The sequence below is a fragment of the Streptomyces sp. AHA2 genome (assembly GCF_036857595.1).
Lineage (GTDB): Bacteria > Actinomycetota > Actinomycetes > Streptomycetales > Streptomycetaceae > Streptomyces.
This window is the reverse complement of sequence record NZ_JAUQWJ010000001.1, coordinates 537740-562263: the sequence shown is the minus strand read 5'-3', so window position 1 is coordinate 562263 and position 24524 is coordinate 537740. Positions and strand designations below refer to the sequence as shown.

Below are 24524 nucleotides of genomic sequence, written 5' to 3'. Positions count from 1 at the left end.
TGGCACATCCTGGGGGGAGCGATGAATGTCCCGTGCGTCCGTACCGGGAGGACGCGACATGGATGAGGCAGCCGCTGCGGACGGGTCGTGGTCTCCCGGTGGCCGCAGTCCCGGCGAGGCCGGCGGCCCGGTCCGGCCCGGGGGTTCGGGCTCGCTCGAGGACGCCCTGACGGGCCCGCTGACCGAGGCGGTACGGAACCTCGGGGGGTACGGCGGGCTGGTCTACCTGCGCTCACGGGACCGGCGCTCGCTGGTGCTGGCGGTGGTCGCCGGGGTGCCCCGCTCGCTGCTGAGGACCTGGTGGCGGGTGCCGGTGGGCGGCGCGCTGCCCATGGCGGAGGCCTACCGGCGCGACGAGGTCCTGTGGCTGCCCGACGAGCGGGCCACCATGGTGCGCTTCCCGCACTTCACCGCGGGTCTGCCCTATTCGTTCGGTTCCGCCTACCGACCGGTCCACGCCGGGGGCGAGACGGTGGGCGTGCTGGTCGTGCTGCGGTCGGCGGCCCGCGCGCCCCTGGACCCGCAGGCGGTGGCCGCGGCGCTGGAACCCGCCCGCCGGGCCGTGGAGGACAACCTCGGCCGCCTCGCGACCGCCCGGCCCGCACCGGCCGCGTTCCCGGTCGAGTACGACGGCGAGCCGGTCGGGGTGCGGCTGCCGACCTCCTCCGTCCACCCCGTCCGCGTCGGGCTGCTGGACTGGTACCTGGACAGCGGCCGGTGCACGGCGGACGACGAGGCGCTGGCCCTGCTCGGCATCCCCCGGGCGGGCTTCGGCGAGACCATCGCGGAGGTCGAGACCCGGATCAGCCCGGACGACCTGCACGAGCTGCGGGCGAGCCGGAAGGACGCGCTGACGTCGGGACGGGTCAGGAACCGGCGCTTCCGGGTGCGGGACGCCTCGCCCGGCGGGAAGACGACCGGCTACCGGCCCGTCGAGCTGTGGGGCCATGTCGTCGAAGGCGGTTCCGCCGGGATGCTGGTGGGGGCCCTCGTCGACGCCGTGGGCGGGCTGACCGCCGCGGAGGCCGCCGAGCGGCTGCCCGACGGGCTGTTCTCCCTGGACCAGGAGGGCCGGCTCACCTACGCCAACCACCGCTGCGAGGAACTGCTCGGCTGCGGCCGGGAGGAGCTGCTGGGCCGCCACCCGTGGGAGGTCATCACCTGGCTGCGGGACCCGGCCTACGAGGACCGCTACCGGGCGGCGATGTTCTCCCAGGAGCAGGTGTCCTTCCTGGTGCGTCCGCCCGACGGCGCCTGGCTGAGTTTCGTGCTGTACCCGGACGTGCACGGCCTCACCGGCCGGATCCACCCCACGGACGCCCCGGCCGGGGGCGGCCCGTCCGGGGCGCCGGCCGCGGCGGACCGCGAGGCCGGCGCGGCGCCGCCGCCGGAGCCCGCCGTCGGGGCCCGGGCCGGAGCGCTCTACCACGTGGTGCAGATGGCCAGCGTCCTCACCGAGGCGGTGACCGTGCGGGACGTGTGCCGGGCCGTGGCCGAACAGCTTCTGCCCGCCTTCGGGGCGCGCGAACTGGCCCTGTACACGATGCGCGAGGGCCGCATGTACCTGCTGTGGGAGTCCGGCTACCCGGAGGGCTTCCTCACCCAGTTCGAGGGCGTCACCCTCGACACGCAGCTCCCCGGCGTGCACGCCCTGACCACCAGGCTTCCCCTGTTCTTCGAGTCGCCGCAGGCCCTGTCGCTCGCCTACCCGGGCATCGCCCTGGACCGGATGCACGCCTGGTCGTTCCTGCCGCTGATCGCCTCCGGGCACCCCGTCGGTTCCTGCATCCTCGGCTGGGACGCCCCGCACCGCTTCACTCCGGACGAACGGTCCGCGCTCACCGCCCTCAGCGGTCTCACCGCCCAGGCCATGGAGCGGGCGCGGCTCTACGACGCCGAGTCGGCCGTCGCCCGCGGCCTCCAGGAGGGGCTGCTGCCGCACCGGCTGCCCGCCGTGGAGGGGCTGCGCACCGCGGGCCGCTACCTGCCGGGCACCCAGGGCATGGCCATCGGCGGCGACTGGTACGACGTGATCACCACCGGACGCGGGGTGGCCCTGGTCATCGGGGACGTCGAGGGGCACAGCGTCGGGGCCGCCGCCGTGATGGGGCAGCTGCGCAGCGCGGTGCACGCCTTCGCGGCCAGCGGGCGGCCCCCGCAGGAGGTCATCACCCACACCAACCGGCTGCTGGCCGAGCTGGAGGCGGACGCCTTCGCCACCTGCTGCTACGTCGAACTCGACCCCCGCACCGGACGCGCTCTGGCGGTCCGGGCCGGCCACCCGCCGCCGTTGCTGCGCCACCCCGACGGCCGGAGCCGGACGCTGCACCTGGAGGGGGGTGTCATGCTCGGTGTGCAGCCCGACGCGGTGTACCCGGTCACCGAGGTGACCCTCGCCCCGGGCAGCGTGCTGGCGCTGTACACCGACGGGCTGGTGGAGCGCCCCGGCAGCGACATCGAGACGGGCATCGACACGGTCCGCCGCTGCCTGTCCGACACCCCGGCGGACTCGGTGGAGCACCTCGCCGACCGGCTGATGAGCACGGCCCGGCTCGCCCGCGAGCGGCCCGACGACGTGGCGCTGCTGCTGACGGCGTACCGCTGACGACGCCCGACCCCTTCCGTACGCCGGTACGGAGCAGCGTGGGCGGCAGGGCGGTCACACCGTGGGCGGCCGGGCGGGCGAGGCGGTGACGGCGTGAACCGGGAGCGGTACGCCGAGCAGATGGCGGAGCCGGCGCGGGACCTGCCGGCGCAGGACACGGTGCAGGCGACCCTGGACGAGATCGCCGCCTCGGCGGTGAAGCTGATCGAGGGCTGCGACGCGGCCGGCATCCTCGCGGTGTCCGGGGGCAGGGCCGTGACGCTCGCCGTGACCGGTGACCTGGTCGAGGAGTCCGACCGGCTGCAGGGCGAGTTGCGCGAGGGGCCCTGCTTCGACGCGGCGCGGCGGACGGACGGGGAGCGGCTGTTCCGCATCGCCGACATGACGCGGCCGCAGCCGGCCTGGCCGGCGTTCTCCGCGGCGGCCCGCGGCCTGGGGATCGGCAGCATGACCGGCGTGCTGCTGTACACGGACCAGGAGGACTTCGGCGCGCTGAACCTGTACTCCCGTCGCCCGGGCGCGTTCGGCGAGGACATCGAGGCCGCCGGCTGGCTGCTGGCCTCCCACGCCGCTGTGGCGCTGTCCACCGCGCGTACCGCGGACCGGCCGGAGAACCCGCTGGAGACCCGGCACGCCGTCGGGGAGGCCGTCGGCATCCTCATGGAGCGCCACCGCCTCGGCCGGGAGCAGGCGTTCGACGTGCTGCGGCGCCTGTCCCGGCAGCACGACGTCGACCTGCACCAGGTGGCCGGACGGGTGCGCGGGGGCCCGGCGGGTCAGCGCTGACCGGGCGGGTGCGCGGGTGCGAAGGACCCGGCGGGCCGGCTTCGGACGTCGCCGGCGTGCGTGGCGCGCAGCAGGAGCACGGTGACGTCGTCGGTGTGCTGCCCGGCGGAAGCGGTGCGGTGGACGAGCCGGTCCGCCGTGTCCTCCAGGTCGTGACCGCCAACGGCGTCCAGGCGGCCGGCCAGGTCGGCGGTGGCCCGGGTGGTGTCGGAGCCGGGCAGTTCGACCAGGCCGTCGGTGTACAGGACGAGGGTCGTGCCCGGGTGCAGGGGCGCCCTGGTGACCGGGTAGCGCACGCCGGTGTCGATGCCGAGGAGGGGCCCCGGGTCGACCTGGAGGACGCCGGCGGGGCCGTCGGCGTGGCGCAGCAGCGGGGGCACGTGACCGGCGCTGGCGAAGGACACCTGGTGGCGGGCCAGGTCGAGATGGGCGTAGAGGCAGGAGACGAGCAGTTCGGAGTCGAGGTCGGCCAGGAGCCGGTTGGTGCGGGCGAGGACCTCGTCGGGGGCGGCGCCGGCCGTGGCGTGGGCGTGCACGGCGGTGCGGACCTGGCCCATCAGGGCGGCGGCGGCCATGCTGTGGCCCTCGACGTCGCCGATGACGGCGGCCGCGGTCGTCTCGTTCAGGCGCAGCACGTCGAAGAAGTCGCCGCCGACCTCGATGCCGTGCCCGGCGGGCAGGTAGCGGGCGGCGACCTCCAGGTGCCGCAGCCGGGGCAGCGCACGGGGCAGCAGGGCGCGCTGGAGTTCGCCGACGAGCCGGTGTTTGGCGTCGTAGAGGCGGGCCCGGTCGAGGGCCTGGGCGATGAGGCCGGACAGGGAGGTGAGGACGGCCCGTTCCTCGGCGGTGAAGGGGTGCGGTTGCTCGTAGGACAGGATGCAGCAGCCGACCGGGCGGCCGGAGATGACCAGCGGGAGGAACGCCCAGGCCTGTTTGCCGCTGATCTGGGGCGCCTTGGGGTAGCTGGCCGCCATCTCGGACGGATGGGCGAAGAAGGCGGGGGTGCCGCTGGCGAGGACCTGTCCGGCGGGGGTGAGGTCGGTGTCCAGCGCCAGGGCGTCCAGCCGCTCCATGACCTCCGCCGGGTAGCCGTGGTAGCCGGTGATCTTCAGCCGGCCGGCGTCGGCGGCGGACAGGACCAGGCCCTGGGCACCGAAGGCGGGCAGGATCTGGTGCTTGATCATCGCGACCAGGTCGCGCACGGTGACGGCCTCGGTGAGTGCCGCTGCCAGGTGCACCAGTTGGTGCAGGCGTCCCGGAGGGGCCGGCGTCGTGGGCCGGGCCGCGGGCGGCGGCACAGCGTCGGCCGGTTCCCCGCCCGGGACGAGGCGGACGCTGATGCCGCTGTTGTCCGGGTAGAGCTGGAAGGTCAGCGGCTGGTCGGGCGGGCGCAGCGCGGTGAACGTGACGGGCATGCGGCTGACGACCGCCGTGCGGTAGTGGTCCTCGTGGGCGGGCTCGTCCAGCCAGGGCAGTGAGTGCCAGGGCCGGGTGCCCAGGAGCCGGTCGACGGGGCGGCCGAGCAGGCGGGCCGCGGTGCCGGTGGCGAAGGTGATGCGGCCCTCCAGGTCCAGGGAGAGAGCGCCCTCGGGGAGTCGTTCGAGGTAGTCGGCGGCGGCCAGGCCGGTCTGGACGGGATGGTGGGCGGCGTCGACCGGCACGACGCGCGGCCGGTCGGGCAGGCCGGGCGGCTCGGTGGCGTCGTCCAGCAGGCGGGCCGCCCGGCGGGCGCTGGAGACGATGTGGCCGTGCTCGCGGGGGGTGATCCGGCGCGGGCGCCCTGCGGGCCACATCAGCACGATGCCGCCCCAGCGTCGCCGTACGCCGGACAGCGGTGCCGCGGCCAGGGAGAACGGGTAGGGCAGCGCGGCGGCGGCCCGGGGGTAGCGGCGGGCCATCTCGGCCTGGCTCTCGATCCAGACGAGGCGGTCGTCGTGGATGGCGTCGGCGACCGGTACGGGCGCGGACAGCGGCAGCCGCTGCCAGGGGGCGCTGAAATCCAGCGGGAGGCCGCACAGCGCCACCAGGCGCAGGACGGGTTCACCGTCCTCGATCAGGTACAGGCCGCCGATCGACGCGCCGGTGCCGCGCACGGTGTCGGCCAGGGCCGCCCCGAGGGCGTCGTCCAGCGACCCGGCACCTCTGGGCGGCTCGTTGCTCCCGGGCATGGTGACCTCCCGCTCCTACCCGGACGCTACGCCTCACAGGGCTCGTGAGCACGTCCTCGGCGAGGAGAAGGCAGGGTGCCCGGCCCGGACGGGCCGTCCCCCCGGGCTGGCCCGGCGGGGCGGGGCGGGGCGGGATCGCCGGCCCCACCGTCCTCCGGCCGTCCGCCGGGTCACCTCACAGGCAGTAGCGCACGAGCCATTCGTCCTGGTTGTACGCGGTGCGGGCCGGGTCCGGCGCGGACGCCGCGCGCTCCTCGACCATGTCCTCCACGCGCACCGGCTCCGGCAGGGTCCCGAACCGGGCCTTCCGGGCGGCGGTCTCCGCCTCGCTCCCCTGCTGCGACGTCGCCTCGTCCACGGCGATTCCCCTCTCCCGCGATCGGCCCTCTCCGGGCACAGAGTTGACGTACGGGAGGGACGGATGGTTCCCGGTCCGCGCCGGGCACCCGCCGGCGGCCCGGCGGCGGGCGCCCCACCGGACGGCAAGGCCCACGGCGACCGCTACCGCGCCGGCTGACGCGTACACGGCGCTCCGGTCACCGCGGCCCGGGACGGATTGGTCCACGCAACGCGCACCGAAGTGGACCTCCTCCCGGACCGCGCCGCTGCCTAGCGTCGCCCCCATGAACGCCACCACCACGCGGGGAGCGCTCCTCGCCGCGCTCGCCTGCGTCCTCGTCGGCGGGTCCTTCACCGCCAACAGCCTGCTGGGCGACTACCCGTACGCGGGCGGCCAGTTCCTGCGCTACGCCTTGGCCTGCGCGCTGCTCCTCCCCCTGGCCGGACGCGGCCGGGCCGGCCGGCTGGCGGCTCTGGCACCGCGGCAGTGGCTGCGTCTCGCCCTGCTCGCGGCGGTCGGCATGGTCGGCTTCAACCTGGCGGTCCTCGCGGCGGAACGCACCGCCGAACCGGCCGTGCCCGGCGTCTTCGTGGGCTGCGCGCCGGTGATCGTCGCCGTGCTCGTGCCGCTCTCGGACGGGCGCCGGCCCCGGCGGGCGGTGCTGCTCGGGGCGTTGCTGGTGGCCGCCGGGGCCTTCGCCGTCCAGGGCTGGGGGCGGTCGGACGGCACCGGCATCGCCTTCTCCGTGTGTGCCCTGGCCGGTGAGGTCGGGTTCGCCGTGCTCGCCGTGCCCGTGCTCCGGCCCCTCGGTCCCCGGCTGCTGTCCGCCACGGTGTGCGGCATCGGGGCGCTGCAGTCGGCGGCGCTCGGGCTGCTGCTCGACGGTGGCTCGTGGCTGCGGCGCCCGGACGGCACGGAGACCGCCGCGCTGCTGTGGCAGGCGGTGGTGGTGACCGTCGTCGGCTTCGTGTGCTGGTACATGGGCATGCAGCGGATCGGTGCGGAACGGGCCACCCTCTTCTCCGGCCTCATCCCCGTCGCCGCCGCCTGCACCGCCCCGCTCGTCGGCACGGGCGCCTACGGGCCCGCGCAGGCGGCCGGCAGCGCGCTGGTGGGGCTCGGTGTCGCACTCGGCTCGGGGGCGTTGCGGCGGCCCGGCGCGCCCCGGACGCCCACCGGGCCGGGCCTTTCGGGGGACCGCACCCCTCGGTCGTCCGTGGTCCGCGTGCCTGAAGCGACGGACTGAGTCCCCGCCCCCGTAGTGGTCGGCGTCCACGTCCGGCCGACACGGGAGACGACGTCCACGCCGCACACGCTCACGGCTGACGAGGACGGGAAGACCGCGGGGCGCGGTGCGCTGCGAAGGCTGGGCGGGTGGTGCGCGGGGGCGTGCGCCTGCTGATGGTCCCGGCCGTGGTCAGTGCAGCACCAGATGGGCCAGGGCCAGCGTGCCGACCGAGACGATGAGGGCGCGCAGCACCGCGGGGCTGAAGTGGCGGCCCGTCCTGGCGCCGAGCAGGCCGCCCAGGGCCGAGCCGGTGGCGATGAGGAACACGGCCGTCCAGTCGAAGTCGGCGAAGAACAGGAACAACAGGGCGGCGACGGTGCTGACGACGGCCGCCAGGACGTTCTTGACCGCGTTGAGGCGCTGCAGCGTGTCGTCGAGCAGGATGCCCATCAGCGCGACGTAGACGATGCCCTGCGCGGCGGAGAAGTAGCCGCCGTAGACGCTGGCGAGCGTCAGACCGCCGAACAGCAGCGGTCCGCCGTCCCGGCGGGCCGGGCCTCCCGCCCGGCGACGGCGGCGGACCCGTTCGGCGATCCACGGCTGGCAGGCGACCAGCACCAGGGCGAGGCCCACCAGGACCGGGACGATCCGCTCGAACGCCGACGCCGGCAGGGTCAGCAGCAGCACCGCTCCGGTGAGCCCGCCCAGCGCGGCGCCGACGGCGAGCAGCGCGGCGCGGCGACCCTGGCCGCGCAGTTCCTCGCGATAGCCGATCACCGCGGCGAGGGAGCCGGGGACCAGACCCAGGCCGTTGGAGACCGTGGCGGTGACCGGCGGAAGTCCCACCGCGAGCAGGACCGGGAAGGTGATCAGCGTGCCCGACCCGACGACGGCGTTGACGGCGCCGGCGCCCGTCCCGGCGGCGAACACGGCCGCCATCTCCCACGGGCTCACGCCGCCGCTCCGCCGCACGGGCCGATCCGGGTGAGGTTCATGAGGCCACGCTAGACGGCGGGCACTTCGGCGGCCGCCGAAGGGTGCCCGCCGCACCCGCTCCCCGTGCACGCGAACGGCGGTGGGATCCGGCTTGCCGGAGAGCCCACCGCCGTTCGCCTCACGGGCGCTCGACTGCCGTCCGGCCGCTAGGTGCGCCGCACCCGGCGCAGGACGACGAAGCCGGCGATCACCAGGACGGCACCCGCCGCGGCCGGCCACAACTGGGCGCCGGTGTCGGCCAGGCCGCCGCCGCCGACCGCCTGCGGCTCGGTCTGCGGCGGGGCCGTCGGCGTCGGCGGGGCACTGGTGGCCGTGCCGACGGCCTGGGCGTCACCGAGGCCGTCCGTGTCCTCGTCGTTGCCCTTGGCGCCGCCGCCCTGCTCGCCGGCCTCGGTCGCCTTCACCTCGGGCTCGGCCCTGCCGGGCGCCGTGGAGGCGTCACCTGGCTCCTTACCGGGAGCCGGCTCGTCCGCCGGAGGCTCGGTGGCGTCACCCTTGCCGGCGTCATCGCCCTTGCCGGCGTCGTCGCCCTTGCCCGCGTCATCGCCCTTGCCGGCATCGTCGCCCTTGCCCGGCTCGTCGGCGGGCTTGCCGCCGTCACCGCCCTGCGGGGCGTCCGGGGTCTTCGTGGGCTGCTCCTGCGGGGCCTCGGGCGTCTTCGTCGGCTCCTGCGGGGCCTCCGGCGACTCGCTCGGCTCCTGCGTCGGCTCCTCGCCCGGCGCGGGTTCCTGCCCGCCGCCCGCTCCGGCGCCGCACGTGCGGCCCTCGTTGATGCAGTCGACCATCTCCCCCATCAGCTCCTCGTCGAAGACGTTGATGAAGTCGCCGTGGTCGGTGACCGGCTTGTGCAGTTGCTCGGGGAAGGAGTCCACCGCGAACAGCGGGGTCGTCCGGCCGCCGTCCTGCAGGCTGGGCGCGTCGACGTCGTACACGATGCGCTGGACCAGCTGCGGGATCGGGCGGAAGCCGGACGGGCAGTTGCCCGCGGCGTCCGCGAACGCCACGTGGGTGCGGTGGTTGGCGCTGTCGATGTTGCGGCCGTCCCAGCAGCTCTGGAACCTGAACGTGCGCACCACGTCACTGCCCTGCGGGCACAGGGGGTACTTGTCCTTCAGCTGCCGGTCCTCGAAGCCCGTGCAGCTCCAGGACGCGTTGGCGTTGGCGGGGCCGTTGACGAACGACTTGGCGTCGCCGGTGATGATGCGCAGCAGCCGCGGCATGGCCGTGACCTTCTCGCGCGGGTTGCCCACGAAGTTCAGCGTGACCTGCTTCGGCGTCACGATCTCGCCGGTGTTGCCCTCGATGCCGCCGCCCGGCTTCTGCGCGTCCTGCTCCTGGGTGCCGTTCTGCAGGCGCAGCACGGGCCAGTAGTAGGAGGACTTGTCGCGCTGGTCGTCGCAGCTCGTCCCGGCGTTCGCCAGGTCCTGGTCGCTGGCGAAGGCGTCGTTGGCCTGGTTGCCCACGTAGTCGTGGAAGTGGTGGGCACCGTTGGTGACGCCGGGCGCGACGATGACGTTGTCCGAGTTGAACAGGCCGTTCTCGTTCACGCCGCAGCTGGTGGCGAAGGAGCCGCGGGAGGCGTTGCCCTCCGGGCGCGGTTCGTTCACGTTGGGCTGGACGTTCCTGATGTCGGCGAAGTCGGCCGCGACGGGGCCGTTGCCGGCCTGGCCGCCGTTGGCACCCTGCCCGTTGCCCTGCTCCTGGCCGCCCTTGTCCTGCTCCTGGCCGTCCTGCCGGTCGCCGCCGTCCTGGCCCCCGTCCGGTGCCGGGGCCTGGTTGCCCGACTCGCGCACGGTGCAGGCGGCCAGGTCCGCGAGCCCTTCGGGACGGTCCCCGGCACGGTCGATGGCGATGGCGATGCGCTCCAGGGTGGCGCCCCGCTTCTCCTTGAGCGGGTTCATGATCGCGTTGTCGGCGAAGGCGGCGTCCTGCTGCACCTGCTGGGCCGATTCGCTCAACTGCTGGTAGGCCTTGGCGATCTGCTGGTCCAGCGCCGCCAGTTCCTTGTCCACCTCCTCGCGGGCCTGCTCGGGCACCGAGGTCAGCTTGGTGCCGACGTCCGGGCAGTCGATGGTGGCGCCCCCGGTGATCCCTGCTGCGGACCGCGTCCGGGCGGGGTCATCGCCCGAGAAGCCGTCCGTGGCGGAGGCGTAGACGTTCGCGGCCATCAGGCCGCCTCCGCCCAGGATCAGTGCGAATGCGGCGAAGGTCGCGCGTCGTGGGCCGGTAGGGCGTCTTCGCGTGTTGCGTCCCAAGGGTGCTCTCCTGCGCTTGTGGCTGCCGGGCATGAAAATCCCCTCGCCCCATACGTACGGGAGCGCGGATGTGTTCACCCGCCTCCGGTTTTTTCGCGGAACTCTCAGGAAGCGCGGGGCAGTCGGGCCCCGCCCGACACGTCGTCCGACGGCGGAGGCGCGGGTCGGCCGGGCTCGGGGCGGGGCGCGCCGGCGTTCGTCAGAGCCGGTCGAGTTCCCCGGTCGTGCGGCCGAGGAAGGTGGCCGAACCGGGGTCGGCCACGTCGAGTCGGTGGAAGCCCATGCGGTCGTAGAAGGCCCGGGCCCGGACGTTGGCGGTCGCCATGGCCAGATGGACGGCCGGCACTCCTGCGTCCGCCAGGGCGGCGAGGAAGGTGCGCATCAGGCGGCGGCCGTGTCCGCGGCCCTGCCACTCGGGCAGCAGGTCGATGTGCAAGTGGGCGGGGTGGCCGGCGAGTTCGGGCAGGACCATCCGCTCGGGGTGGTGCAGCAGCCCCGCGATCACCTCGTCCGGGGTGCGGGGCGGATGCGGTGGCCGCGGGTGACGGCCGGCGACCAGGGGCAGCCACACGGTGCGGAACGCCTCGGCGAAGCGCGGGGTGTCGGCGGTGCCGAGGACGTAGCCGACCGCCTCCCCGCGGCCGTCGTCCAGCACGAAGGCGAGTTCGGGCTCCAGATGCACGTAGGGGGCGGCGAACGTCGCCGGGAAGATGCCGGGGTCCGCGCAGTGCGGGCGGCTGTCCTCGCCGTTGTGGGCGGTGCGCACGCAGATGTCGTCGAGGGCCGCCCGGTCCTCGGGGCGGTAGGGACGGATGGCGGGGGACGCGGTCATGACGGCATCGTGCCCGCTATGGGAGCGCTCCCTCAACCTTCTCCCGTGACGGGCCGCGCTCACCCTGCCGCAGACGAGGAGCGGGCGGGAACCGTGACCCGCCTGGCGCGCGGTGAGGACTTCGCCCGGGTGACGCAGGAGGGCCTGCCGCGCCTGCGCCTGCCGGCCGGAGGGGCCGATGCGGTCCCGGCCGCGCGTCGGGGGGTACGCCTGTCATGCGCGGCGGGGCGACGATCGGGTGCGCGGCGCCGGTGGCGGACCTCGACGGCGAGGCGGGCGACGCGCTGGGTGGGGCGGCCCGGTCCGGCCGCGCCCCCGCACGCCTCGCCGCCGCCCCGGCCGCGACCGGGGCGGCGCCCGGCGCTCCGGGAGGTGACCTCGCCGCCGGGATCGGCAGGCCCGCCACCCGTGCGCCGGCCGGCGCCGGTCCGACCACCCTGGAGCAGGTGGCCGGGCACTCCGCGGCCGAGTTGCTCGCCCTCCACGGCATCGGGCCCGAGGCCGTACGCGTTCTCGCGGAGGCGCTGCGGGAGCGGGGCCTCGGATCGCGGGAGCGATCCGTCCGGTGGACGGCGTGCCGGACCCGGCTTAAGCATGCGGCCCGGGGTTACCCGGGCCACATGGTGAAACTGCACATACCGGGCCGGAAAGAGCACCGGACCAGCCAGGCCCCGCCGCCCGAGGACCCGCGCCCGGGGTCCGCGGCGGAGCAGGACCGGTCACCCGCCCAGAGCGGTGCGCAGCCGCGTCCGCAGCCCGGGTCCGAGCACCGGGACGCCCGTGCCGGGACCCGGGAGGACGCACGTCGGGCCTTCGGGAGCGAGCAGGGGGAAGCTGCCGCGGCGGAACCCGGCGCCGAGCGGCGGGACGAGTCCGCCGGGGCGCGGGACGAGCCCGGCCCCGGACCCGAGGTCGAACGCGCCGCACCGGACTCGCCGAGCGAGCTGCCCCGCACGTCGTGGGTCGCGGTGCTGAAGGGCAGCCTGCGCGAGTTCAAGGACGACGAGCTGACGGACCGCGCGGCGGCGCTGACGTACTACGGCGTGCTGGCGTTGTTCCCGGCGCTGCTGGTGCTCGTGTCGATCCTGGGCCTCACGGGGAAGTCGACGACCGACAAGGTGATGGACAACGTCCAGCAGCTCGCCCCCGGCTCGGCCCGCGACATCATCACCCGCGCCGTCGAGCAGTTGCAGGGCAACGCCGGCATCGGCTCCGTGATGGCCGTCGTCGGTGTCGTGCTGGCCGTGTGGTCGGCGTCCGGCTACGTGGCCGCCTTCATCCGCTCGGCCAACGCCGTCTACGACATGCCCGAGGGCCGGCCGGTGTGGAAACTGCTGCCGGTGCGGGTGGCCGTGACGGTCGTGCTCATGGTGATGGCGGTGATCAGTGCGCTGATCGTGGTGTTCACGGGCGGGGTGGCGCGGCAGGCCGGGACGGCGCTGGGCGTCGGCGACACCGCGCTGACGGTGTGGTCCATCGCGAAGTGGCCGGTGCTGGTGCTGCTGGTGAGCGCCATGATCGCGATCCTGTACTGGGCGACGCCGAACGCCAAGGTCAAGGGGTTCCGCTGGATCACGCCGGGCAGCCTGATCGCCCTGTTCATCTGGCTGGTCGCGTCGGCCGGGTTCGCCCTCTACGTGTCCAACTTCGCGTCCTACAACAAGACCTACGGCACGATGGCCGGTGTCATCGTCTTCCTGGTCTGGCTGTGGATCACCAACCTGGCGATCCTGCTGGGGCTGGAGTTCGACGCGGAGGCGGTGCGGCAGCGGGCCATCGCCGGCGGGCATCCGCCGGAGGCCGAGCCGTACACGCAGCCGCGCGACACCCGGACCTGGGACGAGCAGGACCGGCGGCGGCTGGGCGGGACGTGACCGGACTCAGCCCATGAGCCCGGCGGCCACGGCCGCACCCAGTTCCCGGCACTTCTCCACGTCGTCCCGGTCCGGTTCCCCGGTCGCCGTCACGGCCTCGGCGGCACGGCGCCAGCCGAGGCCGGTCGTGAGGGACTCGATCCCGCGGACCGCGCCGGTGACGTCGTTGCCGCCGTGCACCCAGTAGCCGAAGGGGCGGCCTCGGGTGGCGTCCAGGCACGGGTAGTACACCTGGTCGAAGAAGTGCTTGAGGGCGCCGGACATGTACCCCAGGTTCGCGGGGGTCCCCAGCAGATAGCCGTCGGCGGCGAGCACGTCGGAGGCGGTGGCGGACAGCGCGGGGACGCGCACCACCCGGACGTCGTCGATATCGGGGTCCGTCGCGCCGGAGAGGACCGCCTCGAACAGCGCCTGGCAGTTGGGGGACGGCGTGTGATGGACGATCAGCAGTGTGGCCACGGCATGTGACCCTGCCGTCCGGGACCCCGCCACCGCAAGCGGAGACGGGGTCCCGTGTCGGGCGCGCCGGCCGGGCGCCCCGCCCGGCCGGATCGCCGGTCAGCGGTGGCTGCGGCGGCGGAGCAGCAGGCAGGCGACGAGCACGGCGCCGGCACCGGCCAGCAGGGCGGCCTTGCGGTCACGCAGCTGCTGCGGGGCCTTGTCCTGCCAGACCTGCTCGGCCTGGGCGGCCTTCTCCTTCGCGCCCTGGGCGGCCGCGGCACCCTTCTGCTTCACCGGTTCGGGCAGCTTCTCCTCCACCGTGTGGGCGACCTGCTGTGCCTTGGCCATCGCCTGCCCGCGCCATTCCTGCGCCTTGGTCCCGGCCTGCTCCTTGACCGCCACGGCCTTCTCGCGTGCGCGGGCCTTCACGTCGGTCCGGTCCGCCAGCGCCTGGACCGTGTCCCCCAGTTCGTGCCGGGTGCGCTCGACCTGCTCGCGCAGTTCCTCCGGGCTCTGGGCGGTGGGCTCGTCGTGCGGAGGCTGGGTCATCGCTGTGCACTCTCCTTGATCTCGGCCACATCGGCCTTGACGCTGTCGATGGTCTGCTGCGGGGTGGCCGGACCGGCCTTCTGCACCTGCTTGCGTCCGGCCAGGGCCATCAGGCCCGTGGCGACGGCCAGGACGGCGGTGACGATGAGCGCGGCCGCCCACACCGGCAGCGGTACCGCCAGGGCGGCGATCGCCGTGGCGACCAGGGCCTGCAGCGTGACGAAGCCGAGCACGCCGGCTCCGCCGAACAGGCCGCCGCCCTTGCCGAAGCGCTTGCCCTTCTCGGTCATCTCCGCCCGGGCCAGGCGCATCTCTGCGCGCACCAGTTCCGTCAGCTGCTGCGTGGCACGCTGCACCAGCTCGCCGACGGGCTCGTCGGCGGCCGTGGGGGCGCTCGATGCGCGGGGTGCGGCAGCGGCCCTGTGGTCCGTGTCCGCCATGGCTTTCACCTCCCGGTCTGTGGTTTCCGGCCCGGGTACCCCGGCTGGGCCGGAACGGACACCGCGAGCACAAAGTCGTCATGTGCATGAGTGACCCGCGCGATTTCCGGTACCCGGCCGTGGCCCGGCCGTACGAGAAAGGGAGGTTTTCGCCTTGTCGCAGGTAGAGGAATCCGTCGAGGTCCGTGTTCCGGTCCGCACCGCGTACAACCAGTGGACCCAGTTCGAGTCGTTCCCCCAGTTCATGGACGGGGTCGAGCGCATCGAGCAGCGCAGCGACACACTGACGCACTGGGTGACGAAGATCGGCGGCCAGGAGCGGGAGTTCGACGCGGAGATCACGGAGCAGATCCCGGACGAGCGGGTCGCCTGGACCACCGTCGACGGTGAGGCCAAGCAGGCCGGTGTGGTGACCTTCCACCGGATCCAGGACGACACGACCAAGGTCATGCTGCAGATGGACTTCGACCCCGACGGCCTGGCCGAGACGGTCGGGGACAAGCTCGGCTTCGTGAAGCGGCAGGTCTCGGGCGACCTGCGCCGCTTCAAGGAGTTCATGGAGTCCCGCGGGACGGAGACCGGCGCCTGGCGCGGCGAGGTCTGATCCGAGGACGCCGACGCCGAAGCGGCCGCCGCCCCACGACGGGTGGCGGCCGCTTCGGCGTTCTCACGCCGGTGCGGGGGCGGCGACGCCGCTCTGCATGACCTGCCGTGAGCGCCGGATCAGGTCGTTGAGCCGCAGGGCGAGGTGCGCGGCGGCGCCGTAGAGGGCGTGGACGGCCGGGAGGCGCTCCAGGCGGGGGGCCAGGGCGGAGAGGGCGATCGCGGCGGCGACACCGGCCCACGCGACGGGTCCGAGGGGCGTGCAGCCGAAGAAGTGGCTGACGCCCGGTGTCTGGACGAGGGCGGCGAGCACGGCGGCCGAGCCGAGGGCGGTGGCCCACACCAGCGGGCTGTGCCGCCGCCCCGACAGGGTCTGCACCAACTGCGCACCGACCACTCCGCACAGGGCCATCGTGGTGGACCGGCGTTCCGTGCCCGGGGTGAGACGGCCGATCAGGTACGCCGTGACCGCGCCGAGGCAGGTGGTGATGCCGCGGCGGCGGATCGAGCGCAGCAGCGGCGCGCCGAGGACGTCGAGACCCATGGGGCCGGCTGCCGCGTGCTCGGCGGTCGAGGGGTCGTCGCTGGGGGTGACCGCGACGGCCATGGCCGGGAACATGTCGGTGAGCAGGTTCACCAGCAGCAGCTGACGGGTCGACAGGGGCGAGGCGCCGGCCAGCAGGGTGCCGAGCACGCTGAAGCCGACCTCGCCCGCGTTGCCGCCGATGAGGATGCTGACCGCGTCGGCGACGCTGCGCCACAGGGCGCGGCCTTCGACGACTGCGTCGACCAGGACGGACAGGTCGCCGGTGGTCAGGACGAGGTCGGCGGCGTTGCGGGCGGCGGCCGAGCCGCGGGACTCGACGCCGACCCCGACGTCGGCGGCGCGGATGGCGGCGGCGTCGTTGGCTCCGTCGCCGGCCATGGCCACGACCCGGCCGGCCTGTTGCAGGGCCTCGACGACGTGCAGCTTCTGCTCGGGGGCGACCCGGGCGACGACACCCGCGCCGCGCAGGGCCCGCACGCGCTCGCGGCGTTCCATGGCGACCAGTTCGTCGCCGGTGACGACCTCGGTCTCCTCCGGCCAGCCCAGTTGCCGGGCGATGGCGCGGGCGGTCTCCGGGTGGTCGCCGGTGAGCATGACGGGCAGGATCCCGGAGCGGCGCAGCTCCACCAGCAGGGCGTGCGAGGTGTCGCGCGGCACGTCGGCCAGGGCGACGAAGCCGCTGAACTCCAGGTCGGCCAGGGGCGCGTCGAGTTCGGCCTGGGCGTCGTCGGCCCGGCAGGGGCGCCGGGCCACGGCGAGCAGCCGCAGGCCCTGCCCGGCCAGGTCGTGGGCGGTGTCGGTGGCGTGGGCGGGCAGGTCGCGGCAGGCGGGCAGGATCGTCTCGGGGGCACCCTTGACGACCAGGAGTTCACCGAAGTCGGGGTCGCCGTTGCGGCCGACGGCCGCCGCGTAGCCCCGGCGGGTCTCGAAGGGCAGCTCACCGGCCGGGGTCCAGCCGGGGTCGGGCGGCGCGACGTCGAGGACGGCCTCGTCGGTGGCGTGGGCGATGCGGCGGCCCTGTCCGGTCTCCTCCTGCGGGCAGGCACGGGCGGCCAGGCGTACGACGGGGGCGGCCCGTTCGCCGCCGGCGTCCAGGACGGTGCCGTCGGCGGTGGCCACCTTGACCAGGCGCAGCTTGTTCTCGGTGAGGGTGCCGGTCTTGTCGAAGCAGACGGTGTCGACCCGCCCGAGCGCCTCCAGGGTGCGCGGGGTGCGCACCAGGACGCCCCGGCGGGACAGCCGTCGGGCGGCGGCCATCTGGGCGACCGTCGCGACCAGCGGCAGTCCCTCCGGCACGGCCGCGACGGCGACGGCGACACCGCCGCTGACGGCCCGCCGGACGGGGCTGCCGCGCAGCAGGGAGAGCCCGGTCACGGCGGCGCCGCCGGTGAAGGTCACCGGCAGGGCCTTGCGGGTCAGTTCCTGCAGCCGGGCCTGGACGCCGGCGGGTGGGGGCGTGCGGGCGGCGAGACTGACGGCCCGGCCGGCCTCCGTCCGGTCGCCGGTGTCGACGACGAGGGCGGTGGCGTGTCCGGCCACGACGGTGGTGCCCTCGAACACCATGCAGGTGCGCTGGGCCACCGGCAGTCCGGGGGTGGCCTCGGGGGACTTGGTCACCGGCAGCGACTCGCCGGTGAGGGCGGACTCGTCGACCTCCAGGCCGTCGACGTCCAGCAGCCGCGCGTCGGCCGGGACGACGTCCCCGGCGCCGAGGCTGATCTCGTCGCCGGGCCGCAACCGGGTGGCGTCGACGGTGACGGTGCGCCGGCGGCCCTCGTGCCTGCGGGCCTTGGGCTGCTGGCGGGCCGCGAGCCGGGCGAGGGCCTGCTCGGCGCGCAGCCGCTGCAGTCCGCCCGTGACGGCGTTGAGGTCCATCGCGCCCACCACGAGCAGCGCGTCGACGACCGAGCCGAGCAGCGCGGAGGCGACGGCACCGGTGGCCAGGACGGGCGTGAGCGGATCGTCGAGTTCCCGGCGGACCGCTCCGGCGGCCTGCCACGTCCAGCGGGCCGGGGCGAGGGCGGGGTGGCGGCCCACGCGCGCCGCCTGCCGCCGCGAGCGGTCGGTGAGCAGGGCGAGGCCCTGGGGTTCGTCGTCGCGGCGGGTGCGGCCGATCCGGTCGCGGGCCTCGTCGGGCTCCAGCGCGTGCCACGGGATGTGCAGCCGCGGCGGGGGCGGGGTGGCCCTGGCGACCCGGGTCGCCTCCAGCCAGCCGGTCACCAGGGCGTTGGCCGCGGCGATGTTGACGGGGGCGTGCCGGGTCAGGGGCCACAGGAACCGCCCTCCCGGGGGCCGCCCGCCGCGCGCCACCAGCAGCCCGGACAGGGCGGCTCCGGCGCGGGCCAGGGTCTGCGAGCGGCGTCCGACGCGGCGGGCCGCGGGGATGGCGGTGAGCAGCCGCCACACGTCGGCGAGGCCGCCGGGCGCGAGGGCGTCGGCGCCCCAGGGGACGGCGGCCCGGCCGTCGGTGAGGGCGACGGCCACGTCGGCGGCCGCCAGCCCGGCCGCGAGGTCCCCGCCGCCTTGGGAGCCGTCCAGGCGGGCGACGGCGACCACGACGCGCCCGTCCTCCTGCAGGGCCCGTACGACGTCGCCGAAGGGCTTGGTGCCCGGGGCGACCTCGTCGGCGAGCCGGGTGATGTCCTTCAGGTCGGAGCCGCCGGTGATCACGACGTGCAGTCCGGCGCGGCGGGCGGCGTCCAGCACGGCCTCGGCGAAGGGGTGCACGGGGTCGTCGGGGAAGCCGTCGGCGTCGTCGCCGGTCTCCGCGCGGCGGCTGCGCAGCGCGCCGGCGTGCAGGACCAGGGCGTCGGCGATCTCCAGTTGCCGCAGCCGCTCGCCGCTGCGGATGAGGATGCCGGCCCGGGCGAGGTGGGTGCCGAGGAGCGAGCCGAAGGCGACCGGGCCGTAGCGGGCGGCCTTGGGCGATCCGGCCAGGACCGCCTCGGCCGCTTCGCCCGCGTCGTGCGTGACGAGGAGGGTGGCGGCGGCGCCGACGAGGCTTCCGGTGCTCGCGTGGGAGGCGTACTCCTGGGCCGGTGTCACCTTGAGCGGCGGGCGGGCGTCCGGCGGGGCCGGCAGGCTGGTGCGGCGGTCGTGGCAGATGTCGTCGTGCAGGGCCTCGAAGGCGGCGGCGCGGGCCACGGCCTCGGTGAGCTGGCCGGTGCGCAGGACACCGTCGAGGACGAGGGCCAGGGGGGTCTGGCCGACGCCGTGGGCGGCCGCGTTGGCGGCGGCGAGGACGAGTTCCATGCCGGAGGTGCCGAAGCGCTGCCGCAGCACGGCCCGGAAGCGCGGGTTCTCCCGGAGGAGCGTGACGGTGGCGGTGACGACGCGCGAGGTGGGCGGCAGGCGCAGGGAGCGCCCGGCCAGGGCCCCGGCGGCCCCGGCGGCGTTCATCAGGACGGTGGCGGCCGTCACCCGCACCTCGCGGGGGTCGCCGGGGTGGGTGGTCTCCCGGGCGACCGGGTCGGCGCCCTCGTGCAGGCCGAGCCGGGCGGCCAGGGCGGTGGCGTGCTCGGTGACCCGGTCGGTGGCGGCGTCCTCGGCGACGGTGATCACCAGGCGGGCCAGGCCCTCGTCCCAGTAGGCCGCGAGCACCTCGGGGTGGTCGAGGAGTTCCACCGCCGCCCGGTGGGCGAGTGCAGCGGTCCCGCCCTGCGGGTGCCGCAGGGCGAGGTGGACGCGCCGCCCCGCCGTCCAGTGCTGCCCGCCGCCGAGGGCGTTGCGGGCGACGTTGCGCACGCGGCGCGTGGTGCCGTAGGCGGAGGCGGCTGTCCGGGCGGTGCCGCGTGCGGCACCGGCGGCAGCGCCGGCCAGGGCCCCGACGAGCGGGGCGGCGTCGAAGCGAGTGAGCATCTGCTGCCGTCTTTCGGGTCAGCCGGTGGAGCGGCCGGTGTCGTGTTCCTGTCGGTGGCCGCTGCCCTCGCCGTGGGCGGCGGCTTCGTGGACCTGCTTCAGGGCGGAGGCGGTGGCGGTGTCGCCGACCTTGGCGGGCTGCTCGTGGACGTGCTGCTCGGGCCGTTCCCGCCGGTAGTGGGAGGCGGCGAGCCGGTCGCCGGGGCCGGAGGCGGAGGTGTCGGGCTCCTCGCGGGCGGAGGTCGCCTCACCCGTCGTGCCGGTCGTGGCGGCGCCGTCGGAGGCGGTGCCGTCGGGCCGCGGTCCGGGCCGGGGCTGGGTGAGCCAGGCGACGGCCGCGCCGGTCAGCGCGACCGGCCATTCCACGACGCCGGCGACGCCGAGCACACCGGCACCGGCGTAGACGGCCATCCGGCGTCCGCGGGGCGACACGGCGCCGATCCTGTCCAGGGCCTCGGTCGCGACCTTGCCGACCTGGTCCGCGCCCGGCAGGTGCTTCAGGCCGGAGGCGACGGCTCGCAGGGGCTGCGGGAGAGCGGCCGCTGGTGCTTGGTGGTTCATGTCGACCTCCACAGACGCGTGTCCGGTGGCTTTCATCCGCCTTCCCGGTCTTTTGCCCCCATACTCCGCTTTCGGGGGTGTGCGCGCTTGTCCTGTGCGGCCGGGGGACTCAGGTCACGGTCTGGCCGTCGTGGATGCCGCCCTCGCAGCGCTTGGTGTACCCGTCGCTGCCCTGCCCCACGGCGGAGATGATGATCATGCCGCCACCGGCGATGCACTGGCTGGGGGTGACGTCCGCGGGAAGGGCGGCGGCGCGGGCGGGCAGGGCGAGCGCGGACAGGGCCAGGGCGGCGATCACGGCGTGCGGCAGCGTGCGCATGGGTGCTCCTCGTCGGCGGTACGGACCCGGGCGCTCCGGGCCGATACCAGCCTCACCAGGAGCGACGCGGACCGCCACCGGAGGGGGGGCCGCGGCCGGGGCACGACGGCGGCCGGGCGGAGCGCCGGGGCCGCCGGACCGCCGGACACCGGAGGCCGTCCGAACGGGCACGCCGGTGGGGCGCGGAGGCCGCCGGCGGCCGGAAGCCTTCCGTGTCGGGGCGGGCGCGCCGGGTACTCGATGCGGACACACGCAGGCCGTCTCGGGTCCGGACGCCGCACAGGAGCGGTGTCCGGCTTCGGCGCGAAGGAGTGGTCATGACGCACAACGGGGATGACGCGACGCTCGTCCGGGGGCCGGGGGTCCCGGATCTCCGGACGGCACCGGGTGGAACCGACTCCCCGCCACCACCCGACCCGGTCGCGGACGAGCCCCCTCACGAGCTGCCCCTGGACCGCAACCAGGCGATCCTGGAGGCGGCCAAGCAGGTCGGCGCGCTGCTGAAGCGCAAGGGGCACCTGTTCGCGCTGGCCGGCAGTGTGGCCGCGTACGCCCATGGCGGTGAGAAGAACCTGCAGCACGACGTCGACTTCGCGATCCGCCCCGAGGACGCGGAGGCGGTCGCGGCCACCCTGCGCGAGGCCGGCCTGACCGTGTACACCCCGCCGGAGGACTGGCTGATCAAGGCCACGTGTTTCGGCCAGCCGGTCGACGTCATCTTCGAGCTGGCGCACCGCCCGGTCGGTGCCGACATGCTGGAGCGGGCCGAGGAACTGTCGGTCGACTCGGTGCGCATGCCCGTGCTGGCCCCGACCGACCTGCTGTGGAGCCTGCTCGCCGCGTTCTCCGAGCACCACTGCGACTTCGGCGCGGTCCTGCCCATCGCGCGGGCGCTGCGCGAGAAGGTCGACTGGGAGCGGGTGCGCGGCGAGTGCGGGGACGAACCCATGCCCGCGGCCTTCTTCTTCCTCCTGGAGCGCCTGAACGTCATCTGAAGGAGCACCCCCATGAGCACCCACGGTTCCCAGGACACCGGCGGCGCGGCGCCGCCCGACAACCTGGACTACCGCATCGCCCACCTCCAGGACCGCCTCGCCTCGGGCGAGCTCGGTGAACTGGGTGTCCGGGTCGAGGCCCGCGGCCACGCGGTGCTGCTGACCGGCACCGTGCCCTCGGCGCCCTGCCGCGAGGAGATCCTGCGCACCGTCCAGGAGGAGCTGGCCGGCTTCCCGGTCCACAGCGACCTCGTGGTCACCGAGGCGTCCTCCCCCGACCACGCGGAGGAGCTGTCATGATCCGCATCGCAGCCGTCGGGGACATCCACATGGGGCCCGACAGCCAGGGCGTGCTGCGCCCGGCGTTCGAGACCCTGCCCGAGTGCGCCGACATCCTGCTGCTCGCCGGGGACCTCACCCGGCACGGCACCCCCGAGGAGATGGGGGTGGTGGCCCGGGAGATCCACGGTCTCGGCGTCCCGGTGGTCGCCGTGCTGGGCAACCACGACCACCACGACGACCGCCCGGAGGAGGTCTCGCAGATCCTGCGGGACGCCGGCGCCCATGTCCTGGAGGGACAGGGGACGGTCGTGGAGAGCGGCGGGGCGCGTATCGGCGTGGCCGGCACCAAGGGGTTCGGCGGCGGCTTCGTCGGCCGCTGCGCCGGGGAGTTCGGCGAGCCGGTGATGAAGGAGTTCGTGCGGTACTCGCGCCGGAGCGCGGACGGCCTGCGAACGGCCCTGGAGCGCCTGGCCGAGGAGGGCTGCGACGCGCGGATCGCCCTGACCCACTACTCCCCCGTCGCCGACACGCTGGCGGGCGAGCCCCTGGAGATCCACCCCTTCCTGGGCAGCTACCTGCTGGCCGAGGCGATCGACACCGCGGGCGCGGACCTCGCCGTGCACGGCCACGCGCACGCGGGCACCGAGCACGGCATGACCTCCGGCGGCGTCCGGGTGCGCAACGTCGCCCAGCCGGTCATCGGGCGTGCCTTCCACGTCTACCACCTGCCGGTGAGGGAGCGCGCCGCGACCGGCGCCGCCGCTCAACACGCGCACTGATCCCGCCCGTTCCCCGAACCGCCGCCGGCGTCCTGCCGGCGGCGGTTCGCGTTGCCCGCCGTCCGGCCCAGCCGTGCCGCCCGCGTACCTCCTGTGGTGTGAACGCCCCGCACGTCGTGCCCGTTTCAGGCATTTTGTCTGCTTAGCATGCGAGCTCCGCGCTCCGCACGTCGGCGATGTCCCCACGCGTTCGCCCGGGGCGCCCCTGCCCCGTACGAGAGGACCCCAGGATGGCGCTGACGGGCCGTCACACTCCACCGTCCGAGCATGCCTTCTCCCCGCACGACGCCGTACTGCGCACGGCGGCGCCGCACCTCGCCCGCCGCCGCTTCCTGACCGTCGCCGCGGCGGCCGCGATGCTCGCCTTCTCCACCAACCGGCCGGCCCGCGGCGCCACCGCCGCCCCGGAACGCGACGCCGCCCGGATCACCGACGACCCGTTCACCCTCGGCGTGGCCTCGGGCGACCCGCTCCCCGACTCGGTGCTGCTGTGGACCCGGCTGGCACCCGTGCCCTTCGCGGAGGACGGAGGTCTGGGCCAGGAACGGGTCGTCGTCTACTGGGAGGTGGCGATGGACGAGTGGTTCGCCCTCGTGGAACAGCAGGGAGCCGCCACGGCCCACCCGGAGTACGCCCACAGCGTGCACGTCGACGTCAGGGGCCTGTCGCCGGACAGCACCTACTACTACCGGTTCCGGGTGGGCGCCTGGATCAGCCCCGTCGGCCGCACCCGCACGGCCCCCGCCCCGGGTGGCGACGCCGACAGCCTGCGGCTGGCCGCGGTCGCCTGCCAGGCCTACCAGGACGGCTACTACACGGCCCACCGGCACCTGGCGCAGGAGGACGTCGACGTGGTGTTCCACCTCGGCGACTACCTGTACGAGTACGGCGTGAACTCCGCGGGCGGTGCCCGCCGCTACACCGACCGCAAGCTCCCCGACGTCTTCAACCACGAGGCGACCACGCTCGCGGACTACCGGCTGCGCTACGCGCTGTACAAGAACGACCCGGACCTGCAGGCCGCGCACGCCCAGCACCCGTTCGTGGTGACCTGGGACGACCACGAGACCGAGAACAACTACGCCGGGCCCTACGACGAGAAGGGCAGCCCCCCGGACCAGTTCCTGGTGCGCCGGGCCGCCGCCTACCGGGCGTACTGGGAGAACCAGCCGCTGCGCGCGGACCAGCTGCCGCAGGGGCCCGACGCCCGGCTCTACCGCAGGCTCACGTGGGGATCGCTGGCGCAGTTCGACATCCTCGACACCCGCCAGTACCGGTCCGACCAGGCCTACGGCGACCGGCCGCACCCGCCGGGCCCCGAGTCGGACGACCCGGCCCGCACGCTCACCGGTGACGCGCAGGAGCGCTGGCTGCTGGACGGCTGGCGGAACTCGGAGGCGCTGTGGCACGTGATGCCCCAGCAGGTCTGCTTCTCACAGCGCAAGTTCGACCTGACCGCCCCCGCCCGGGTCTCCATGGACGCCTGGGACGGCTACCGCGCCTCGCGTGAGCGCGTCATGGCGGGCGCCAAGGCCGCGGGGATCGAGAACTGGATGGTCCTCACCGGCGACGTCCACGTCGGGTACGCCTTCGACATCAAGGAGGACTTCGACGACCCGTCCTCCAAGGCGGTCGGCACGGAGTTCACCTGCACCTCCATCGCCAGCGGCGGCGACGGCACCGAGAAACCCGCCGACTGGGACACGTACATGGCGGCCAACCCGCACATGAAGTACTACGACGGCCGGCGCGGCTACGTCCGGGTGGAACTGGGCCGGGACGAGGCGCAGGTCGACTTCCGGATCGTCCCCGAGATCACGACGCCCGGCGCGTCGATCTCGACGACGGCGTCCTTCGTCACGGAGGTGGGCTCGCCCGGACTGAAGTCCGCCTGACGTTCATGTGGAGTCCGATCGGACTCCGCCCGAGCCCGCCCGAGCCGCGCTCCCCGTACTGCACATGGCGCCCTTCGCGGCACCAAAGCGCGAACCGGGACGGCCCCGGACATCAGGCCCTCCCCCCGCGGCAAGGCCTGTGCGGAGGCCTCACCGCGACCGACCCCCCAG

20 protein-coding genes are annotated in these 24524 nt (G+C 75.0%); 9 read left to right on the top strand and 11 right to left on the bottom strand.

Annotation, left to right across the window (positions count from 1 at the left end; all coding sequences use genetic code 11):
* Window positions 1–58 precede the first annotated feature (58 nt).
* Window positions 59–2605 (top strand): SpoIIE family protein phosphatase, encoded by a 2547-nt coding sequence (locus Q5694_RS02670; protein WP_333930313.1) that lies wholly within the window; start codon window positions 59–61, stop codon window positions 2603–2605.
* Between the two features lie 93 nt (window positions 2606–2698).
* On the top strand, window positions 2699–3391 hold the full coding sequence (locus tag Q5694_RS02665) for a GAF and ANTAR domain-containing protein (RefSeq protein WP_333930312.1): 693 nt from the start codon (window positions 2699–2701) through the stop codon (window positions 3389–3391).
* On the opposite strand, the gene Q5694_RS02660 is transcribed toward Q5694_RS02665, so the two are convergent.
* On the bottom strand, window positions 3382–5559 hold the full coding sequence (locus tag Q5694_RS02660) for a SpoIIE family protein phosphatase (protein WP_333930311.1): 2178 nt from the start codon (window positions 5557–5559) through the stop codon (window positions 3382–3384). The genes Q5694_RS02665 and Q5694_RS02660 overlap by 10 nt on opposite strands.
* A 175-nt stretch (window positions 5560–5734) precedes the next feature.
* Window positions 5735–5917 carry a hypothetical protein gene (locus Q5694_RS02655; protein WP_333930310.1) on the bottom strand — a complete coding sequence of 61 codons (183 nt, stop codon included), beginning with the start codon at window positions 5915–5917 and terminating at the stop codon, window positions 5735–5737.
* 265 nt (window positions 5918–6182) lie between these two features.
* Between Q5694_RS02655 and Q5694_RS02650 the strand changes: the two genes are divergently transcribed.
* The gene (locus Q5694_RS02650) at window positions 6183–7145 is read left to right on the top strand and encodes a DMT family transporter (RefSeq protein WP_333930309.1); all 963 of its coding nucleotides are present in this window, start codon (window positions 6183–6185) and stop codon (window positions 7143–7145) included.
* A 171-nt stretch (window positions 7146–7316) separates the two neighbouring features.
* Here Q5694_RS02650 and Q5694_RS02645 read toward each other — a convergent pair whose 3' ends face one another.
* The 3 genes from Q5694_RS02645 to Q5694_RS02635 form a co-directional block, all read right to left on the bottom strand.
* The gene (locus tag Q5694_RS02645) at window positions 7317–8081 is read right to left on the bottom strand and encodes a sulfite exporter TauE/SafE family protein (protein ID WP_333930308.1); all 765 of its coding nucleotides are present in this window, start codon (window positions 8079–8081) and stop codon (window positions 7317–7319) included.
* Between the two features lie 188 nt (window positions 8082–8269).
* Window positions 8270–10291: a DUF1996 domain-containing protein gene (locus Q5694_RS02640; RefSeq protein ID WP_333930307.1), complete on the bottom strand. Its 2022-nt coding sequence runs from the start codon at window positions 10289–10291 to the stop codon at window positions 8270–8272.
* 286 nt (window positions 10292–10577) lie between these two features.
* Entirely contained in the window at window positions 10578–11210 is a 633-nt protein-coding gene (locus tag Q5694_RS02635) for a GNAT family N-acetyltransferase (protein WP_333930306.1), read from the bottom strand.
* 620 nt (window positions 11211–11830) lie between these two features.
* Between Q5694_RS02635 and Q5694_RS02630 the strand changes: the two genes are divergently transcribed.
* Window positions 11831–13084, top strand: coding sequence for a YhjD/YihY/BrkB family envelope integrity protein (locus Q5694_RS02630; protein ID WP_443040809.1), 1254 nt, complete (start codon window positions 11831–11833; stop codon window positions 13082–13084).
* Window positions 13085–13090: 6 nt separating this feature from the next.
* Here the strand turns inward: Q5694_RS02630 and Q5694_RS02625 are convergent, their stop codons facing one another.
* The 3 genes from Q5694_RS02625 to Q5694_RS02615 form a co-directional block, all read right to left on the bottom strand.
* Window positions 13091–13543, bottom strand: a complete 453-nt coding sequence (locus tag Q5694_RS02625) for a flavodoxin family protein (protein WP_333930305.1) — start codon at window positions 13541–13543, stop codon at window positions 13091–13093.
* 99 nt (window positions 13544–13642) lie between these two features.
* Window positions 13643–14074 carry a DUF3618 domain-containing protein gene (locus Q5694_RS02620; protein WP_333930304.1) on the bottom strand — a complete coding sequence of 144 codons (432 nt, stop codon included), beginning with the start codon at window positions 14072–14074 and terminating at the stop codon, window positions 13643–13645.
* Entirely contained in the window at window positions 14071–14514 is a 444-nt protein-coding gene (locus Q5694_RS02615; RefSeq protein ID WP_333930303.1) for a phage holin family protein, read from the bottom strand. The genes Q5694_RS02620 and Q5694_RS02615 overlap by 4 nt, the downstream gene beginning before the upstream one ends.
* A gap of 154 nt (window positions 14515–14668) precedes the next feature.
* On the opposite strand from Q5694_RS02615, the gene Q5694_RS02610 reads away from it, so the two are divergent.
* Window positions 14669–15118 carry an SRPBCC family protein gene (locus Q5694_RS02610; RefSeq protein ID WP_333930302.1) on the top strand — a complete coding sequence of 150 codons (450 nt, stop codon included), beginning with the start codon at window positions 14669–14671 and terminating at the stop codon, window positions 15116–15118.
* A gap of 63 nt (window positions 15119–15181) precedes the next feature.
* Here the strand turns inward: Q5694_RS02610 and Q5694_RS02605 are convergent, their stop codons facing one another.
* The 3 genes from Q5694_RS02605 to Q5694_RS02595 form a co-directional block, all read right to left on the bottom strand.
* The gene (locus Q5694_RS02605) at window positions 15182–19522 is read right to left on the bottom strand and encodes a cation-translocating P-type ATPase (RefSeq protein WP_333930301.1); all 4341 of its coding nucleotides are present in this window, start codon (window positions 19520–19522) and stop codon (window positions 15182–15184) included.
* A gap of 18 nt (window positions 19523–19540) precedes the next feature.
* Window positions 19541–20083 (bottom strand): hypothetical protein, encoded by a 543-nt coding sequence (locus tag Q5694_RS02600; RefSeq protein WP_333930300.1) that lies wholly within the window; start codon window positions 20081–20083, stop codon window positions 19541–19543.
* A 109-nt stretch (window positions 20084–20192) separates the two neighbouring features.
* Window positions 20193–20402: a hypothetical protein gene (locus Q5694_RS02595; protein ID WP_333930299.1), complete on the bottom strand. Its 210-nt coding sequence runs from the start codon at window positions 20400–20402 to the stop codon at window positions 20193–20195.
* A gap of 317 nt (window positions 20403–20719) precedes the next feature.
* Here Q5694_RS02595 and Q5694_RS02590 point away from each other — a divergent pair, with 317 nt between their 5' ends.
* From Q5694_RS02590 to Q5694_RS02575, 4 genes are all read left to right on the top strand, one after another.
* A complete protein-coding gene (locus Q5694_RS02590; protein ID WP_333930298.1) occupies window positions 20720–21397 on the top strand; it encodes a nucleotidyltransferase family protein in 678 nt (225 codons plus the stop codon).
* Window positions 21398–21409: 12 nt separating this feature from the next.
* Window positions 21410–21697: a BON domain-containing protein gene (locus Q5694_RS02585; protein WP_333930297.1), complete on the top strand. Its 288-nt coding sequence runs from the start codon at window positions 21410–21412 to the stop codon at window positions 21695–21697.
* On the top strand, window positions 21694–22458 hold the full coding sequence (locus Q5694_RS02580; protein ID WP_333930296.1) for a metallophosphoesterase family protein: 765 nt from the start codon (window positions 21694–21696) through the stop codon (window positions 22456–22458). Before Q5694_RS02585 ends, Q5694_RS02580 begins: the two co-directional genes overlap by 4 nt.
* A gap of 230 nt (window positions 22459–22688) precedes the next feature.
* Complete coding sequence (locus Q5694_RS02575; protein ID WP_333930295.1) at window positions 22689–24353, top strand: alkaline phosphatase D family protein; 1665 nt, start codon at window positions 22689–22691, stop codon at window positions 24351–24353.
* Window positions 24354–24524: the final 171 nt, after the last annotated feature.

Excerpts from the sequence above, each read along its gene's own strand:
- Q5694_RS02575 (WP_333930295.1), top strand. The coding sequence starts at position 22,689 with ATGGCGCTGACGGGCCGTCACACTCCACCGTCCGAGCATGCCTTCTCC.
- Q5694_RS02615 (WP_333930303.1), bottom strand. The coding sequence starts at position 14,514 with ATGGCGGACACGGACCACAGGGCCGCTGCCGCACCCCGCGCATCGAGC.
- Q5694_RS02595 (WP_333930299.1), bottom strand. The coding sequence starts at position 20,402 with ATGCGCACGCTGCCGCACGCCGTGATCGCCGCCCTGGCCCTGTCCGCG.
- Q5694_RS02580 (WP_333930296.1), top strand. The coding sequence starts at position 21,694 with ATGATCCGCATCGCAGCCGTCGGGGACATCCACATGGGGCCCGACAGC.
- Q5694_RS02650 (WP_333930309.1), top strand. The coding sequence starts at position 6,183 with ATGAACGCCACCACCACGCGGGGAGCGCTCCTCGCCGCGCTCGCCTGC.
- Q5694_RS02600 (WP_333930300.1), bottom strand. The coding sequence starts at position 20,083 with ATGAACCACCAAGCACCAGCGGCCGCTCTCCCGCAGCCCCTGCGAGCC.
- Q5694_RS02585 (WP_333930297.1), top strand. The coding sequence starts at position 21,410 with ATGAGCACCCACGGTTCCCAGGACACCGGCGGCGCGGCGCCGCCCGAC.
- Q5694_RS02670 (WP_333930313.1), top strand. The coding sequence starts at position 59 with ATGGATGAGGCAGCCGCTGCGGACGGGTCGTGGTCTCCCGGTGGCCGC.
- Q5694_RS02630 (WP_443040809.1), top strand. The coding sequence starts at position 11,831 with ATGGTGAAACTGCACATACCGGGCCGGAAAGAGCACCGGACCAGCCAG.
- Q5694_RS02605 (WP_333930301.1), bottom strand. The coding sequence starts at position 19,522 with ATGCTCACTCGCTTCGACGCCGCCCCGCTCGTCGGGGCCCTGGCCGGC.
- Q5694_RS02590 (WP_333930298.1), top strand. The coding sequence starts at position 20,720 with ATGACGCACAACGGGGATGACGCGACGCTCGTCCGGGGGCCGGGGGTC.
- Q5694_RS02620 (WP_333930304.1), bottom strand. The coding sequence starts at position 14,074 with ATGACCCAGCCTCCGCACGACGAGCCCACCGCCCAGAGCCCGGAGGAA.
- Q5694_RS02635 (WP_333930306.1), bottom strand. The coding sequence starts at position 11,210 with ATGACCGCGTCCCCCGCCATCCGTCCCTACCGCCCCGAGGACCGGGCG.
- Q5694_RS02640 (WP_333930307.1), bottom strand. The coding sequence starts at position 10,291 with ATGGCCGCGAACGTCTACGCCTCCGCCACGGACGGCTTCTCGGGCGAT.
- Q5694_RS02660 (WP_333930311.1), bottom strand. The coding sequence starts at position 5,559 with ATGCCCGGGAGCAACGAGCCGCCCAGAGGTGCCGGGTCGCTGGACGAC.